Source organism: Mesorhizobium sp. M1B.F.Ca.ET.045.04.1.1 (genome assembly GCF_003952465.1).
Lineage (GTDB): Bacteria > Pseudomonadota > Alphaproteobacteria > Rhizobiales > Rhizobiaceae > Mesorhizobium > Mesorhizobium shonense.
On record NZ_CP034448.1, the window covers coordinates 4092223 to 4105886 of the forward strand.

14 protein-coding genes are annotated in these 13664 nt (G+C 64.6%); 8 read left to right on the plus strand and 6 right to left on the minus strand.

The features are described 5' to 3' along the window. Positions 1-65: 65 nt before the first annotated feature. The gene (locus EJ071_RS20145) at positions 66-650 is read right to left on the minus strand and encodes an SCO family protein (protein WP_126099441.1); all 585 of its coding nucleotides are present in this window, start codon (positions 648-650) and stop codon (positions 66-68) included. Between the two features lie 242 nt (positions 651-892). Here EJ071_RS20145 and EJ071_RS20150 point away from each other — a divergent pair, with 242 nt between their 5' ends. From EJ071_RS20150 to EJ071_RS20160, 3 genes are all read left to right on the plus strand, one after another. Beyond that, positions 893-1369 carry a CreA family protein gene (locus tag EJ071_RS20150; protein ID WP_126099442.1) on the plus strand — a complete coding sequence of 159 codons (477 nt, stop codon included), beginning with the start codon at positions 893-895 and terminating at the stop codon, positions 1367-1369. A 72-nt stretch (positions 1370-1441) separates the two neighbouring features. After that, complete coding sequence (locus tag EJ071_RS20155) at positions 1442-2083, plus strand: DapH/DapD/GlmU-related protein (protein WP_126099443.1); 642 nt, start codon at positions 1442-1444, stop codon at positions 2081-2083. Positions 2084-2386: 303 nt separating this feature from the next. After that, the gene (locus EJ071_RS20160; protein ID WP_189521137.1) at positions 2387-2815 is read left to right on the plus strand and encodes a low affinity iron permease family protein; all 429 of its coding nucleotides are present in this window, start codon (positions 2387-2389) and stop codon (positions 2813-2815) included. A 74-nt stretch (positions 2816-2889) separates the two neighbouring features. Here the strand turns inward: EJ071_RS20160 and EJ071_RS20165 are convergent, their stop codons facing one another. Further along, positions 2890-3756 (minus strand): SDR family NAD(P)-dependent oxidoreductase, encoded by an 867-nt coding sequence (locus EJ071_RS20165; RefSeq protein WP_126099444.1) that lies wholly within the window; start codon positions 3754-3756, stop codon positions 2890-2892. Positions 3757-3906: 150 nt separating this feature from the next. Here EJ071_RS20165 and EJ071_RS20170 point away from each other — a divergent pair, with 150 nt between their 5' ends. Further along, positions 3907-4188 carry a hypothetical protein gene (locus EJ071_RS20170; protein WP_126099445.1) on the plus strand — a complete coding sequence of 94 codons (282 nt, stop codon included), beginning with the start codon at positions 3907-3909 and terminating at the stop codon, positions 4186-4188. Positions 4189-4194: 6 nt separating this feature from the next. Here the strand turns inward: EJ071_RS20170 and EJ071_RS20175 are convergent, their stop codons facing one another. Next, positions 4195-4770, minus strand: coding sequence for a TMEM175 family protein (locus EJ071_RS20175; RefSeq protein WP_126099446.1), 576 nt, complete (start codon positions 4768-4770; stop codon positions 4195-4197). A 138-nt stretch (positions 4771-4908) separates the two neighbouring features. Here EJ071_RS20175 and EJ071_RS20180 point away from each other — a divergent pair, with 138 nt between their 5' ends. Continuing rightward, entirely contained in the window at positions 4909-6117 is a 1209-nt protein-coding gene (locus EJ071_RS20180) for an MFS transporter (protein WP_126099447.1), read from the plus strand. A 24-nt stretch (positions 6118-6141) separates the two neighbouring features. On the opposite strand, the gene EJ071_RS20185 is transcribed toward EJ071_RS20180, so the two are convergent. The 3 genes from EJ071_RS20185 to EJ071_RS20195 form a co-directional block, all read right to left on the minus strand. Then, a complete protein-coding gene (locus EJ071_RS20185) occupies positions 6142-7614 on the minus strand; it encodes an MATE family efflux transporter (protein ID WP_126099448.1) in 1473 nt (490 codons plus the stop codon). 105 nt (positions 7615-7719) lie between these two features. Continuing rightward, positions 7720-9201, minus strand: a complete 1482-nt coding sequence (locus EJ071_RS20190; RefSeq protein ID WP_126099449.1) for an esterase-like activity of phytase family protein — start codon at positions 9199-9201, stop codon at positions 7720-7722. 176 nt (positions 9202-9377) lie between these two features. Further along, positions 9378-10403, minus strand: a complete 1026-nt coding sequence (locus EJ071_RS20195; RefSeq protein ID WP_126099450.1) for a LacI family DNA-binding transcriptional regulator — start codon at positions 10401-10403, stop codon at positions 9378-9380. 196 nt (positions 10404-10599) lie between these two features. On the opposite strand from EJ071_RS20195, the gene EJ071_RS20200 reads away from it, so the two are divergent. The 3 genes from EJ071_RS20200 to EJ071_RS20210 all read left to right on the plus strand — a co-directional run bounded on the left by EJ071_RS20200 (position 10600) and on the right by EJ071_RS20210 (position 13653). Beyond that, positions 10600-11631 carry a Gfo/Idh/MocA family oxidoreductase gene (locus EJ071_RS20200; RefSeq protein WP_126099451.1) on the plus strand — a complete coding sequence of 344 codons (1032 nt, stop codon included), beginning with the start codon at positions 10600-10602 and terminating at the stop codon, positions 11629-11631. Beyond that, a complete protein-coding gene (locus EJ071_RS20205) occupies positions 11628-12536 on the plus strand; it encodes a sugar phosphate isomerase/epimerase (protein ID WP_126099452.1) in 909 nt (302 codons plus the stop codon). Before EJ071_RS20200 ends, EJ071_RS20205 begins: the two co-directional genes overlap by 4 nt. Before the next feature lie 103 nt (positions 12537-12639). Then, the gene (locus tag EJ071_RS20210) at positions 12640-13653 is read left to right on the plus strand and encodes a substrate-binding domain-containing protein (RefSeq protein WP_126099453.1); all 1014 of its coding nucleotides are present in this window, start codon (positions 12640-12642) and stop codon (positions 13651-13653) included. The last annotated feature ends 11 nt before the right edge of the window (positions 13654-13664 follow it).

Sequence of the window (13664 nt, forward strand, 5' to 3'; positions counted from 1 at the left end):
TTGTCTAAGCATGATCATTTGCGAGAACCGGTTCCACTTCGTGCCACGCCGACCTTCGGTTCCGATCATGCCTGGCCGCCAGCCGCCAGCCGCTTCAGCTTGGCAATGGCGGTGTCGGCGCTTTCGCCGTAGGCGATCGTGCCGGCGAACTCGCCCCTGGCGTTGAGCAGCAGCACCGAGGCCGTGTGGTCCATGGTGTAGTCGCCATCGCCGGTGTCGACCTTCTTCCAGTAGATGCCGAAGGCCTTGGCCATGGCATGAACCTTGTCCGGATCGCCGGTGATGCCGGTGATGCGATCGGAAAAATTGCTGACATAGGAATTGATGATCTCCGGCGTGTCGCGCTCAGGGTCCACCGTGACGAAGTAGGCGTTGAGGTTCTTGCCGCTGTCGCCCATCGTCTTCAGCCAGCCGGCCATTTCGAACAGCGTGGTCGGACACACTTCCGGGCAATGGGTGAAGCCGAAGAAGACGACGCTCGGGTGGCCTCGGAACGCAGCCTCGGTGATCGGCGCTTTTTTCTGGTCGATCAGCGTGAACGGGGCGCCGTAGGGCTCGCCGCCATAATGGCCGCGGTACCAGTCGAAGGTGAGCCAGCCTATGCCCGCCGCCATCAGGACGAGAATGCCGACCAGAATTGAGCGCATCATCAGAAACTATCCGTCGATCGTCGGGGCGCGCCGGGTTGGGCACGAACCACGTTTTGGCGACAGTCTTAACGGTTCGGCGGCGCGTGCGCAAAGATGTCGCGTTGCCGCAACCATTATGATCCGCCGGCCGTCAGCGAGGCCGAGCCTGGTGGCCGCACCGTCGTCGAGCGGCTTGCAAATGCCATGGTCTCATCCCACCTGACATCGGCCAAAACGAACTTGAGGAGGCCTCCTTGCGAAAAATGATCGGCTTGTTCGCCGCATGTCTTGCGCTCAGCGCCGGCGCTGCGGCCGCCGACGAGGTCGGCAAGGTCGGCGTCGACTGGGTCGGCAACGACATCATGGTCGATGCGATCAAGGATCCGAAAGTCGACGGCGTCACCTGCCATGTCGCCTATTTCGATCGCAGCATCATCGATCGGCTGCACAAGGGCAATTGGTTCGAGGATCCGTCCGATTCCTCGATCTCCTGCCGCCAGACCGGCCCGATCACAATCGGCGACATCGACATGAGCGAGGGCGGCGAAGAGGTGTTCAAGCAGGGCCTCAGCCTGATCTGGAAGAAGCAGGTGGTGAACCGCATCTACGACAAGAAGAACGAGACGCTGATCTACCTCTCGCATTCGCGCCAGGTGCAGAACGGCTCGGCGAAGATGTCGGTCACCACCGTGCCGCTCTATGGCCAGAACATCGTGTGGACGAAGGGCAAGCCGCAGTAGGCATTGGAGACAGTTGCGACCTGGATTGGTCACGCCCTTGCGGGGCGGTCGCGCCCGGCGTAAAGCCGCGCCATGGACCGCCCTGAACACCTCGTCCTCAAGGATCCGGAGCCGCGCATCCATCCGACCGCGGAGCTGAAGGGGTGCAAGCTCGGCCGCTATGCCTCGATCGGCGAGCGGGTGATCCTGCGCGACGTGACGGTCGGCGACTTCTCCTATTTCGAGCGGCATTCGGAAGCGATCTACACAACGATCGGCAAGTTCTGCTCGATCGCCGCCAACAGCCGCATCAATGCGCTCGAGCATCCGATCGAGCGGTTGACCCAGCACAAGGTCAGCTACCGGCCGAACGAGTATTTCCGCTGGCTTGGCGTCGACGCGGCATTTCGCGAACGGCGGCAGGCAAAGCAGGTCAGCATCGGGCACGATGTCTGGATCGGCCACGGCGCCGTCGTCATGCCAGGGGTTACGATCGGCAACGGCGCTGTCATCGGCGCCAATGCGGTGGTGACGCATGACGTACCGCCTTACGCAATCGTCGCCGGCGTTCCGGCGAAACCGCTGCGCCAGAGGTTCGCCGCCGCCACGGCGGCGCGCATCGAAAGCCTTGCCTGGTGGGACTGGACGCCGGAGAAACTCGCCAGGGCGGTCCCGGACATGCAGTCCATGCCGATCGGGGCCTTCCTCGATCGCTGGGAAAACAAAGCACCCTGATTCTTCACGATTTTTGGGAATCAGTGCCCCTTCCGCCATGCGGGGGTGGCGCGGCGGAAGGGGCTGGAGGTAAACCGCCGTGAAGCGAGCAGGCGTCTTCACCTGCACCGGCAACTATCTCAACAAACCCATAAGGTGGTTTTTCCGGAAGCTGCCCTTCTGGCGTGTGTTCAATTGTAGAGGGATGCAATCGCGAAAATATTGTCGCCAGGGAACCGGGAGCGGCCGCCACTTGTTCTTGACCAGGATCTGAAGTCGGCCGTTGGCCGAATCCAGAGCGCTTTGACCATTCAGGGATTTTCGATGATCGAGAAGTTTTTCACCAGGATCGCCAACGCCGTAGCGCATCTCGCCGGCATGCCGCCGACATTTGCCCTGTGCTGCCTGGTCATCCTCGCCTGGGCTCTGAGCGGACCGGTCTTCGGCTTTTCGGATACTTGGCAACTCGTCATCAACACCGGCACCACCATCGTCACCTTCCTGATGGTGTTCCTCATCCAGAACACGCAAAATCGTGACAGCGCGGCCCTCCAGACCAAGCTCGACGAATTGATCCGGGCGAGCCGGGCGCACAACACCTTCATCGGCATCGAGCACTTAACCGAATCCGAGGTCGAGGAGATCCGCGAAAAATGCGAAAAGGCCGCAAAGCGGCATGACCGGGAGGTTGCCGAGGCGGCCGTCAAGAAGGCCGCGGCGCAAAAGCACGGATCAAAGAAGCATGCCGCCTGAACACCAAACTGGTCTAACTATTGTCTTTACGCAATTCCGGACGGAAAACCGTTACGCACTTCTCCTGGAATTGCTCAGCCGTCCATGAAAGCCGCGAACGCGTCCTTGTGGTCCGGATGCCAGCGTGACAGGGCAGGGCGGTTCTCGATGATGTCGCCGATCGCCCAGGCCATGCGCTTTTCGTCCGTGGGCCGCGCGACCTCGTTGTCCGGGCACAGGATGTAGAAGTCATCCTGCTCGAGCGATGCCAGCATGAAATCGATCACCTGCTCGCCCGTCCAGGCGCCGGCCGGCTTTGCCGTCGCGCCCTCGGTCAGGCCGGTATAGGTGAAGCCAGGAATGAGCAGATGGGCCGAGACCTTTGCTCCTGGCTCGTTGCGCAGCGCATGCGCCAGCCCCTCGGTGAATGTCTTCACGCCGGCCTTGGAGACGTTGTAGGCGAGATTGCCGGGCGGCGTGGTGATACCTTGCTTGGAGCCGGTATTGATGATCAGGCCGGGCCTGCCCGCGGCCAGCATGCGCGGCGCGAAGGCCTCGACGCCATGGACGACGCCCCAGAAATTGGTGTCGAGCAACCGCCTCCAAGCTACGCGGTTTTCCCAGGGCTTGCCCGGGTTGTTGCCGACGCCGGCATTGTTCATCAGCACCGAGACCGCGCCGAATGCCCCGTAGGCAAGTTCCGCCAGCCGGTCGACTTCGTCGGGCTTCGAAACGTCGGTGGGGACCGGGAGAACGGCATCGTCGCCGGCAATGGCGGCGACCGCCTGCCGCGCCTGGTCGAGGCGCACGCCGCCAATATCGGCAAGCACCGTCTTCATGCCCATGGCCGCGAACCGTTTTGCGGCGGCAAGGCCGATGCCGCTGGCGCCGCCGGTGATGACGGCGACATTGCCGGAGGCGAAGGCGGGCAGGGCGGTCTGGATTTCGGCGTCGCTGGTCATGATCGATGTCCTTGTTCTGAGTCGAGCCGAACTTAACGCCGGCCGGAGCCGAGACAAGCCTCGATCGCCGCAACAGATTGACCGCAGAGCGGCAACGGGTTGACCGCGACAGCGTCCCCCGCGCATGCTGTAAGGAAAAAGGAGCTCGCATTGACCGACTGGATCGGAATCCTGAAAGAGCAGACCGCCACCGGCGAGCAGATGGGGCGAGACGTGCCGAAGATGCTCGCCGACCCCGATATCAGCGAGACGCAGGTCAAGACGCTGTTTTCGGCGCTGGAACAACAGGCGGATTTCGCCGAAAAGCTGCGCCTGGCGCTGGAGAAGTTCGGCCATGACTTTCCTGTCATCAAAGCCGCGGAGCGGCTCGAGGAACGCTATGCCGACCTTGCCGCCTCGGCGGCCGAGAAACTGAAGGCGATGCGGAAGTAAGCGCCGCTACTTTTCGATGAGCCGTTCGAAGCGCCTGTCCGGCACGAACCATATCATCGCCACAGCCACATAGAGCGCGACGCCGATCCACTGGTTGACGGAGGTGAGCAGCACGCCCGCGATGTAGATCGCCAGCGAGATCTTGCCTTTGCGGTCTTGGCCCACTGCCTTGGCAAAGGTCGTGTCCGCGCCATGCAGATGGCGCAACCCGACGACGAGAATGTAGTAGGCGAACGCGCAGAGCGCGAGGTCGACGCCATAAACGGCGACGGGCACCGGCGCGAAATGATTCTCGCCCATGAAGGCCGTCGTCACCGGCATCAGCGACAGCCAGAACAGCAAGTGCAAGTTCGCCCATAGCACGCGGCCATCGACCCGCTGAACGGTGTGGAACATGTTGTGCAGGTTGTTCCAGTAGATACCGACGTTGATGAAGGACAGCACGTAGCTGAAGAAGATCGGCCACAAGGGCGCCAGCGCTGAAAAGTCCTCGCCGTGCGGCACTTTCAGCTCCAGCACCATGATGGTGATGATGATGGCGACGACGCCATCGGTGAATGCCTCGACCCGTCCCTTGCCCATGGTTCCTCCCTCGTCGGTCGACGGACGTTACGGTAGGATTTCGCGCAAGACCATACTGCCAGAACTGTCAGGAGCGCGTTCGGAGAGCGGAACAGCGCCACTACATAGCCGTTGGGCTTACAACCAGCGGAGGTCTCCATGACCAGCTACGCTCGGACCATGACGCGCGACAATGAACTCAGCGGCGGCGTCGCCATGGCAGCGGTTGCCGCCATGATTGCGGCGCTCTTTGCCGGCAGCACGGCTTTGACGCCGCTCTACGTGATCTACAAGCAAGCCTTCGGCTTCTCGCAGGTGACGCTGACGCTGGTCTACGCGGTCTATGTGGTCGGCAATCTGGCGGCGTTGCTGTTCTTCGGCCGATTGTCGGATGTCATCGGCCGCCGTCCGGCGGCAATGGCGGCGATGGCCGTCGCCGTGGTCAGCGCGTTGTCTTTCCTGTTCGCCGAAAACCTGGCTTGGCTCGATATCGCCCGCATCTTGAGCGGACTTGGCATCGGCATCGGCGCGGGAACCGGCACCGCCTGGCTTGCCGAACTGATCGAAGGCGAGGACAAGTCGCGCGCCGCCATCGTTGCCACCAGCACCAATTTTCTCGGCCTGGGTCTTGGCGCCCTGATATCGGGGTTGCTGGCCGAGTACGCGCCATTGCCGCTCAGGCTGACATTCGTCGTCTATCTCGCCCTGTTGGCGCTGGTCACGTTGCTCATCTGGCGTACACGCGAGACGGTGTCCGAGCCGGGACGGCTCTCCGACGTTCCGATGCGGCCGCGGCTTTCGGTTCCCGACAGCATCCGCGCGCGGTTCGTGGCGCCCGCGGTCACCGGATTCGGCGCAATGGCTCTCGTCGGCTTCTATGCGGCGCTGGCGCCGAGCGTTCTGGCGCAGCAGCTTCATGTCACCAATCACGCCGAAGCCGGCGGGCTGTTCTTCGAACTGTCGGTGGTGACCGCCGCGACGATCCTGGCAACGGCGCGTCTGGCCAGCCGCACGGTCATGCTGGCGGCGCTTGTCCTGATGATCCCGACAGTGGCGGTTGTTGTCGCGGCGCAGGTCCTTGCTTCGATGGCGATCATGATCATTGCCACCGCGCTCTGCGGCGCGGCGGCGGCGCTCGGCTATCGCGGCGGCCTGCAGGTGGTGAACCAGATCGCGCCGGCGAAGCGTCGCGCCGAAGTGGTCTCGGCCTTCTTCGTCTGCTGCTTCTGCGGCAATGCGCTGCCGGTCATCGGCATCGGCGTCTTGTCGAGCTGGGCGAGCGCGACCGTCGCAAGCCTCGCCTTCGCCGGCATGATCACGATCTTCTCGCTGGTGGCGCTGGGGTTCGGCGCGCGCTACGCGCGGTGATCTCGAGCGGCGCACAGCTCGCCTTCAGGCGGTCGGCGTCTCCGACAGGAGTTGCGCGCGCTGGCGCGGCACGCCGAGGCCGGTGTCCGGCGGCTCGCCGGCGGCCGGCCGGTCCTCGATCATATGCATGGTGCGCCAGCGGCCGAAGCGGTAGTAGGCGGCGGCCAGCACCAGCGAAGCGATCGAGCCCGCCGGAAAGCTCCACCACAGCGCTTCCTGACCGATGACGCTTCGCATGGAATAGGCAAAGCCGGTGCGCACGATCAGCACCGAGATGATCAGGATGACCAGCGGCGGCATCACCGCGCCGGTGGCGCGTACCGTGGCGAACAGCACAATGGTGACGCCGAACAGGATAAAGGACCAGGATGCCACCTTGTTGATGTGGGCGGCGATGTCGATCGCGGCGCTGTCGGTGCTGAGGAAGAGGCTGAGCACCGGGCGGTCGAAGAGGAAAAGCAGCGCCACCAGCACGCCGGTGAGCACGAGGTTGAAGCCGACGCCCGAAGCGGCGACCTTGCCGATGCGGTCCCAGCGCCCGGCGCCGACATTCTGCGCCGCCATCGAGGAGACGGCGGCGCCGATGGCCAGAGCCGGCATCTGGATGTAGGTCCAGAGTTGCGCCGCGATGCCGTAGGCGGCGGCGACCTGCGAGCCATAGGCGTTGACGATCCCCATAACGGTCAGCGCCGCGGCCGAGATGACGATCATCTGCAGGCCCATCGGAATGCCCTTGAAAACGACGATGCGCAAAAGCGTCGGGTCCGGTTTGAGCAGAGCGAGATCGCCGCCCGCCAGCCGCAGCGGATGCCTGCGCGCATAGAGCACGATCAGGATGGCGATCACGCTCACCGTCTGGCCTATAAGCGTCGAGGTGGCCGAACCTGCGATGCCGAGCGCGGGGAAGGGGCCGATGCCGCGGATCAAGAGCGGGTTCAACACGACATCGAGCACGACCGCCAACGCCATGAAAAAGAATGGCGTGCGCGAGTCGCCGGCGCCGCGCAGCACCGTCATGACGAAGGATAACAGGTTCATCATCGGCACGGCGACGAAGATGATGCGCAGATAGGCGCGCGCCAGCGGCAAGGCGTCCGCCGGCGTGCCGAGCCCGGTGAGGACGGCGTCGACCCAGATCCAGCCGCAGACCGCGAACGCCACGGAAACCAGGAAGAAGAAAGTGGCGCTGGTGCCGACGATGCGCCGCGCCTCGGGCAGGTCGCGGGCGCCGACGGACTGCGCGACCAGGATGGTCGCCGCCATGCCGATACCGAACACCGTGCCCAGGATCAGGAACAGCACCAGATTGGCGTTGGAGGTCGCCGTCAGCGCCGCCTCGCCAAGGAAGCGGCCTACCCAGACGGCGTTGATCGAGCTGTTGAGCGACTGCAGCACGTTGGAGCCGAGCACCGGCAAGGCGAACAAAAGCAGCGTGCGCGGAATCGGGCCGCTGGTCAGGTCGGGTGTCCGCCGGCGAACGGGCTTGTCGTCTTCCATGGTGGGCACCCGAAAATGGAATCAGGCCCGCGATGCTATCGCAGGCCTGATGGTGATGCATCCTTTCAGGATCGGACTGGGTGACAGGCAGCCGCCCGTCACCGCCTACTGGCCGGCGACTGTGGTTCCAGAGAGGCCGGGCAAGGTGACCTGATAGACGAGGAAGGTGGTGTCGACATCGGCTCCGTCCTCGGCCTTGTAGGGCGCGCCGACCTGGAAGCCGTCCTGGGTGAGAAAATCGTTGTCGTTGGCCACGAACAGGAAATAGTCGTCGGGCAGTTTTGGATCGAGCACGCTCGCCAGCGACATCGCTTCCCACTTCTCCGAGAGGTTGTTCCTGTCGTTCGGCGCGCCATTGTGCAGGCCGAAGCGGCCGAGCTCGCCCTTGTCGTTGATGTCGATGAACGCAGTGAGCTTGGCCGGCGTCACCGACGGGTCGAGCACGCCCTTCGGCGCGACCGGCTTGTCGGCGGCGTCGAACGGGCCGTTGGCGATATCGGTCGCGGCCGAGAGATCGACGATCTCGATCTTGCGGTAGAGCGACTCATCGCCCTTCAGGCCCTGGCCGTTGCCGCTGTCGCGCGCCAGCATCAGGAAGCTCTTGTCGGACAGCGCCACGATCTCGCTCTGCGCGGCCACCTTGGTCTTGCCCTTGGCGTCCTTGAACACGGGAAGCGGCACGACATATTCGTGCGCGAGCTTCAGGTGAGCGAGGTCGGAGGCGTCATAGACGAGCGCGCGGGTGTTCTGGCGCGTCGAGCCGGAATCGCCGCCATCCTGGCGCGGCGCCGACTGCAGCACGGCAATCAGGAACTTGCCGTCCGGCGTCATCGACATGCCCTCGAGGCCCTGGTTGTTCTGGCGGCCGGTCTCGGGATCCTTCGGATCGGGCTCGGCCGCACCCGGGCCGGGATTGTCGGAAGCGAAGTTCGGCTTGCCGTGCCGCATCGGCACCAGGGCCACCGGCGGCTGGGTGGCCGACATCAGGCGACCGTCGGCCGAGAAGCGGTAGATGTTGGGACCATATTCGTCGGAGATGAACATGGTGCCGTCGGGCAGGCGCACGATGGCCTCGTCGTCGAGGGCCAGCTTGCCGTTGTCGGCCTGCGGCAGGATCGGCATGTCGCCGGCGGCCGGCCGCACGCTGTTGAGCGGGTCGAGGCCGGTGGCGTCGGCGCCCTTGTCGTCGGTCAAGAGCACGGTGTCGGCGAGCGTCGCCTTGACACCCGACTGTTCCTGTCCGGCGGCAGCCGCCGCGCCCGGAACGGTCGGGGCAAGCTCGATCGAGATGGTGTTGAGGCGCGGGCGGTAGTCGGTGGTGCCGGCGACGTTGTAGCCGCGATCCGGCAGCAGCCAGAGCGAGCCCTTGTAGCCGGCGCCGTCACGCGCCCAGCCCTTGGTGTCGATCGCCATGCCGGAGCCGGAGCCGAAGGTCTCGCCGAACTTGTCCTTCTGGCTGGCCGGAATGCGGCCGACGCCGACAAGGCCCTTGTTGACATAGGCGACGCCGTCGGCGAGCGCCGGAGTCAGGGTGGTGAACAGGGCGAGCGCGATGCCGAGCGAGACAGTTCGGTTCAAATGTTTCATGGATATCCCCTTCTTGACGAACAGAGTGGCCAATGCCTGGAAGGACGCGGCATCGAAGATGCGGCGTGCCGGTTTCCGTCGAGCGGTCTAGGACTTGAACGTGATGGTTGCGTGACAGAAGGGGTGCACTCTCCCTTCTCCCACAAGGGGCCCACAAGGGGAGAAGGAGAGGGTGCTCAATCACTCTCGCGCGCGACCAGCTCCAGCGGCCAGACCTCGCGGATGATCCGCGTGCCTTCGGGACCAGCGAAGGCGGGGAGCGAGGCGAGCAGCATCTCTGCCAGCCGCCGGCCCATGGGCTCCAGCGACGGACGGAAGGCGGTCAGCGCCGGCGAGAAATAGCGGCAAAGCGGCGTGTCGACGATGACGATCACCGCTATGTCGTGGCCGGGCCTGATGCCCATCTCGGCCAGTGCCTTGCAGCCGCCGAGCGCCATGGCGTCATTGTTGAAGATGATCGCCGTTGGCCGGTCCTTGGAGAGCATGACGCGCGGCGTCACCTGGTAGCCGCCGGCCTCGTTGATGAAGCCGTCGGCGATCAGGCCGGGGTCGACTTCGATGCCGTGCCTCTTCAGCGCCCTGCGGTAGCCGTCGAGGAACAGGTACCCGAAGTTGAGATCATGCGAAGGGCGGATGGCGGCAATGCGGCGGTGGCCGCGCGCGACCAGCCGGTCGACGGCTTCATCACCCGCCCTCTCGAAATCGATATCGAGCGATGGATAGGTGTCGCCGCCGGATTGACTTCGGCCAAGCGTGGCGAAGGGAAAGCCGGCCTTGCTGAGATAGTCGATCCGATCGTCTTTCCGCCGTGTATTGGCCAACACGACCGCGTCGGCCCGGCGCGTCTCAACCACGCGGCGCAGCCTCTCCTGCTGATATTGGCCGGGCTCACCCATGACGACCATCAGATCCAGGTCATACTCGGCGAGCCGCGACTGCAGGCCAGTGAGGAAGGGAATGAAGAAGGGCTCGCCATATTGCTGGTCGCCCGGATGCGGCTGCATCATGAAGGCGATCGAACGGGTGGCGCCCTGGCGCAGGCTGCGGCCGGACTGGTTGGGCGAATAGTTCAGCTTCCTCGCCGCTTCGAGCACGCGCTGGCGCGTCTCGGCATTGACGTCGGCACGGCCGTTCAGCGCCCGCGACACGGTGCCGATCGAGATGTTCAGGTGACGCGCGAGATCGTGGATGCTGGACGCCAAGGCCGGTTCTCCCCCTTTGTTCGCTAGCACCGGCCGGCGCTGAGGCCAAGCAGCCGATGACGATTTTTCGCGTGCGGGCGATTGACATTCTACGCCATCGGGTGTGTTGTCGTAAACGTTTACGGAAAAACGTTTACGGTCATACCGTGGATGCCGTGACGAGCGGTCAGGAGGGACCGGACGGGAGGAGCGCTGGATGATGAAGGTCGTCCTGGTCGGGTGCGGAGCCATGAGCAAGCACTGGCTCGATGCCGCAGGGCAGATCGACGGGCTTGCCATTGTCGGCCTCGTCGACCTCGATGCCGAGCGGGCGCAGGCGAGAGCGCGCGAATACGAACTCGCCAACGCCGTCATCGGCACCAGCCTCGATGCCGTTCTCGACCAAACCAGACCCGATGCCGTGTTCGATGTCGTGGTTCCCCCCGCCCGGCGCGCGGTCGCGCTTTCGGCCTTTGCCCACAATTGCCATCTGCTGACCGAAAAGCCGCTGGCCGACAGTCCTGAAAACGCACGTGCCATTGTCGATGCGGCGCGTCGCGCGGGACGCATCCACGCCGTCGTCCAAAACCGCCGCTATGTCGCCAATGTCAGGCGGATCAGGCGGTTCCTCGACTCCGGCGCGATCGGGGCGCCGACCAGCATCCATGCCGACTTCTTCGTCGCGCCGCATTTCGGCGGTTTTCGCGAAGAGATGGCGCATGTGCTGCTGCTCGACATGGCGATCCACACTTTCGACGCCGCCCGCTACATGGCCGCCGGCGAACCGGCCAGCGTCTATTGCCAGGAATGGGAACCGTCCAACTCGTGGTACCGGCAGGGATCGTCGGCCAGCGCCGTCTTCGATCTTGGCGGCGGCAAGGTCTTCACCTATGCCGGATCCTGGTGCGCCGACGGCTTCCGCACCAGCTGGGAAGGCAGCTGGCGCATCGTCGCCCAACGCGGCAGCCTTTTGTGGGATGGCCATGACGGGCTGAAGGCGGAGGTGGTTGCGTCCGGCCGCGACGGTATCATCGACAAGACCCAGCCGATCGAGGTGCCGCCGCTCGATCCCGCCGATCGGGTCGATGGCCATTTCGGCATCATCAAGGATTTCATGCACGCGATCGAGACCGGCACCGAGCCGGAGACGCGCGGCGCCGACAACATCCGGAGTCTCGCTATGGTCTTCGGCGCCATCGAAAGCGCGGAGACAGGGCGACGCGTGGCAATCGCCAAGGAAGCACAATGATGCCAAACCCGCTTCTCGACATCAGGATCGGCACCATGGTGCGGGCCAATCTCGACGACCCGGCGGCCTACATCAGGCAGATCCTGCCGCTCGGTTTCGAAAGCATCCAGCCCTTCTTCTGGCAGACGCTGGGCGGCAAGGATCTGCCGCGGCTCGCCGGAGAGATCCGCGAAACGATCGGCGATGCCGACGTCACCGTGTCCTCGATCGGCGTGTTCGGCAATCCGCTGGAAAGCGGCGATACCGATCGCGGCGTGCTCAAGGCCTGGGAGACCGTCATCGACCATGCGCATCTGTTCGGCGCGTCCACGGTCAGCGGCTTCACCGGCCGCCTGCGCGGCAAGCCGCTGACCGACAGCCTGCCGCGCTTCCGCGAGGTATGGGGAGCGCTGGCGAAACGCGCCGCCGACAAGGGAGTGCGCATCGCCTTCGAGAACTGCGCGATGGACGGCAACTGGGCGAGCGGCGACTGGAACATCGCGCATAACCCGGATGCTTGGGAGCTGATGTTCAACGAGTTGCCGAACGACAATCTCGGCCTCGAATGGGAACCCTGCCACCAGCTCGTCTATCTGATCGATCCGATCCCGCAGATCCGCAAATGGGCGCCGCGCATCTTCCATGTCCATGGCAAGGACGCGACGGTGCGCTGGGACGTGATCCGCGAGCATGGCGTATTCGGCCGCCTGCCATTCGTGCAGATGCGCACGCCGGGCTTCGGCGACAGCGACTGGACGCGCGTGATCGGCGAATTGCGACTGGCCGGCTACAGGGGCGCCATCGACATCGAAGGCTGGCACGACCCGGTCTATCGCGGCGACCTCGAGATCACCGGCCAGGTGCGGGCGTTGGACTATCTGAAGCAGTGCAGGGGAGGGGCTAGCTACCTGCCAAACCCGGTGTGAGGACCTGGCCGGCGGGAGGAGCCGGCTGACCGAGGACTGCAGCGTCACGCCGAAGCGATCGTTGAAAACCCTCCGGTGCGAGGGACAAAAGGGAGGAACGTGCATGAGCATCACGACCAGAAGGACTGTTCTGCGCTCGACCGTCGTGGCGGCCGCCACGGCGTTGTGCGCCTCGATCTCCACCTTGCCGGCCCAGGCGCTCGACGCGCAATGGTGCAAGGACGTCCATATCCGCTTCTTCGTCGGCGGCGCCGAGGGCGACGCTTTCGGCACCATCGTCTATAATGGCGCCAAGCAGGCGGCCGCCGATCTCGGACCGAAGGTCGACTACATATTCTCCCAGTGGGACGCGGAGAAGATGGTGCAGCAACTGCGCGAGGCAGTGGCGGTCAAGCCGAACGGCATCGCCATGATGGGCCATCCGGGCGATGCCGCGATCATGCCGCTGGCCGAGCAGGCGCATAAGGACGGCATCAAGATGATGTACCAGAACGTGCCGGTGACGAAGGTAGTGGCGGCGTTCGGCGGCGGTTATGTCGGCGCGCAGCAGGAGCAGCAGGGCCGCGCGCTCGGCGCCGAGGCGTTCAAGCTCGGCAAGCTCAAGGCCGGCGACAAGGCGATCATGATCGGCCCGTTCGAGAACGAGAACCGCGGCGCCCGCGAGCGCGGCACAGTCGCGGCGTTGAAGGAAGCGGGCGTCGAGGTGATCCAGCTTTCCTCGCCGCCGAGCGGCGAATGGGCGTCCGATCCCAACCTCGCCATTCCGGTGATCACGGCCGCACTGCTCAACCATCCCGACGTCAAGGCGGTCGGCTATCCCGGCGGACAGATGCTCGGCAATGTCGCCACCTACATGCAGGCGGCGGGACGCAAGCCCGGCGACATCTTCAACTTCGGCTTCGACACCAGCCCGCAGATCGTCGAAGGCTTCAAGGGCGGCTGGGTGCAACTCACCGCCGACCAGCAGCCGTTCCTGCAAGGCTATCTGCCGATCTTGAGCCTCTGCCAGCAGGTGGTGCTCGGCCTGGCGCCGATGAATGTCGACACCGGCGCCGGCTTCGTCACGCCGGACAATTATCAGGTCGTCTCCGAGCTGGCCAAGCAGGCATTGCGCTGACCTCCCGAGCT

Bases quoted from the DNA above. Each gene is read 5' to 3' on its own strand.
- EJ071_RS20145 (WP_126099441.1), bottom strand. From the start codon at position 650: ATGATGCGCTCAATTCTGGTCGGCATTCTCGTCCTGATGGCGGCGGGC.
- EJ071_RS20150 (WP_126099442.1), top strand. From the start codon at position 893: ATGATCGGCTTGTTCGCCGCATGTCTTGCGCTCAGCGCCGGCGCTGCG.
- EJ071_RS20155 (WP_126099443.1), top strand. From the start codon at position 1,442: ATGGACCGCCCTGAACACCTCGTCCTCAAGGATCCGGAGCCGCGCATC.
- EJ071_RS20160 (WP_189521137.1), top strand. From the start codon at position 2,387: ATGATCGAGAAGTTTTTCACCAGGATCGCCAACGCCGTAGCGCATCTC.
- EJ071_RS20165 (WP_126099444.1), bottom strand. From the start codon at position 3,756: ATGACCAGCGACGCCGAAATCCAGACCGCCCTGCCCGCCTTCGCCTCC.
- EJ071_RS20175 (WP_126099446.1), bottom strand. From the start codon at position 4,770: ATGGGCAAGGGACGGGTCGAGGCATTCACCGATGGCGTCGTCGCCATC.
- EJ071_RS20180 (WP_126099447.1), top strand. From the start codon at position 4,909: ATGACCAGCTACGCTCGGACCATGACGCGCGACAATGAACTCAGCGGC.
- EJ071_RS20185 (WP_126099448.1), bottom strand. From the start codon at position 7,614: ATGGAAGACGACAAGCCCGTTCGCCGGCGGACACCCGACCTGACCAGC.
- EJ071_RS20190 (WP_126099449.1), bottom strand. From the start codon at position 9,201: ATGAAACATTTGAACCGAACTGTCTCGCTCGGCATCGCGCTCGCCCTG.
- EJ071_RS20200 (WP_126099451.1), top strand. From the start codon at position 10,600: ATGATGAAGGTCGTCCTGGTCGGGTGCGGAGCCATGAGCAAGCACTGG.
- EJ071_RS20205 (WP_126099452.1), top strand. From the start codon at position 11,628: ATGATGCCAAACCCGCTTCTCGACATCAGGATCGGCACCATGGTGCGG.
- EJ071_RS20210 (WP_126099453.1), top strand. From the start codon at position 12,640: ATGAGCATCACGACCAGAAGGACTGTTCTGCGCTCGACCGTCGTGGCG.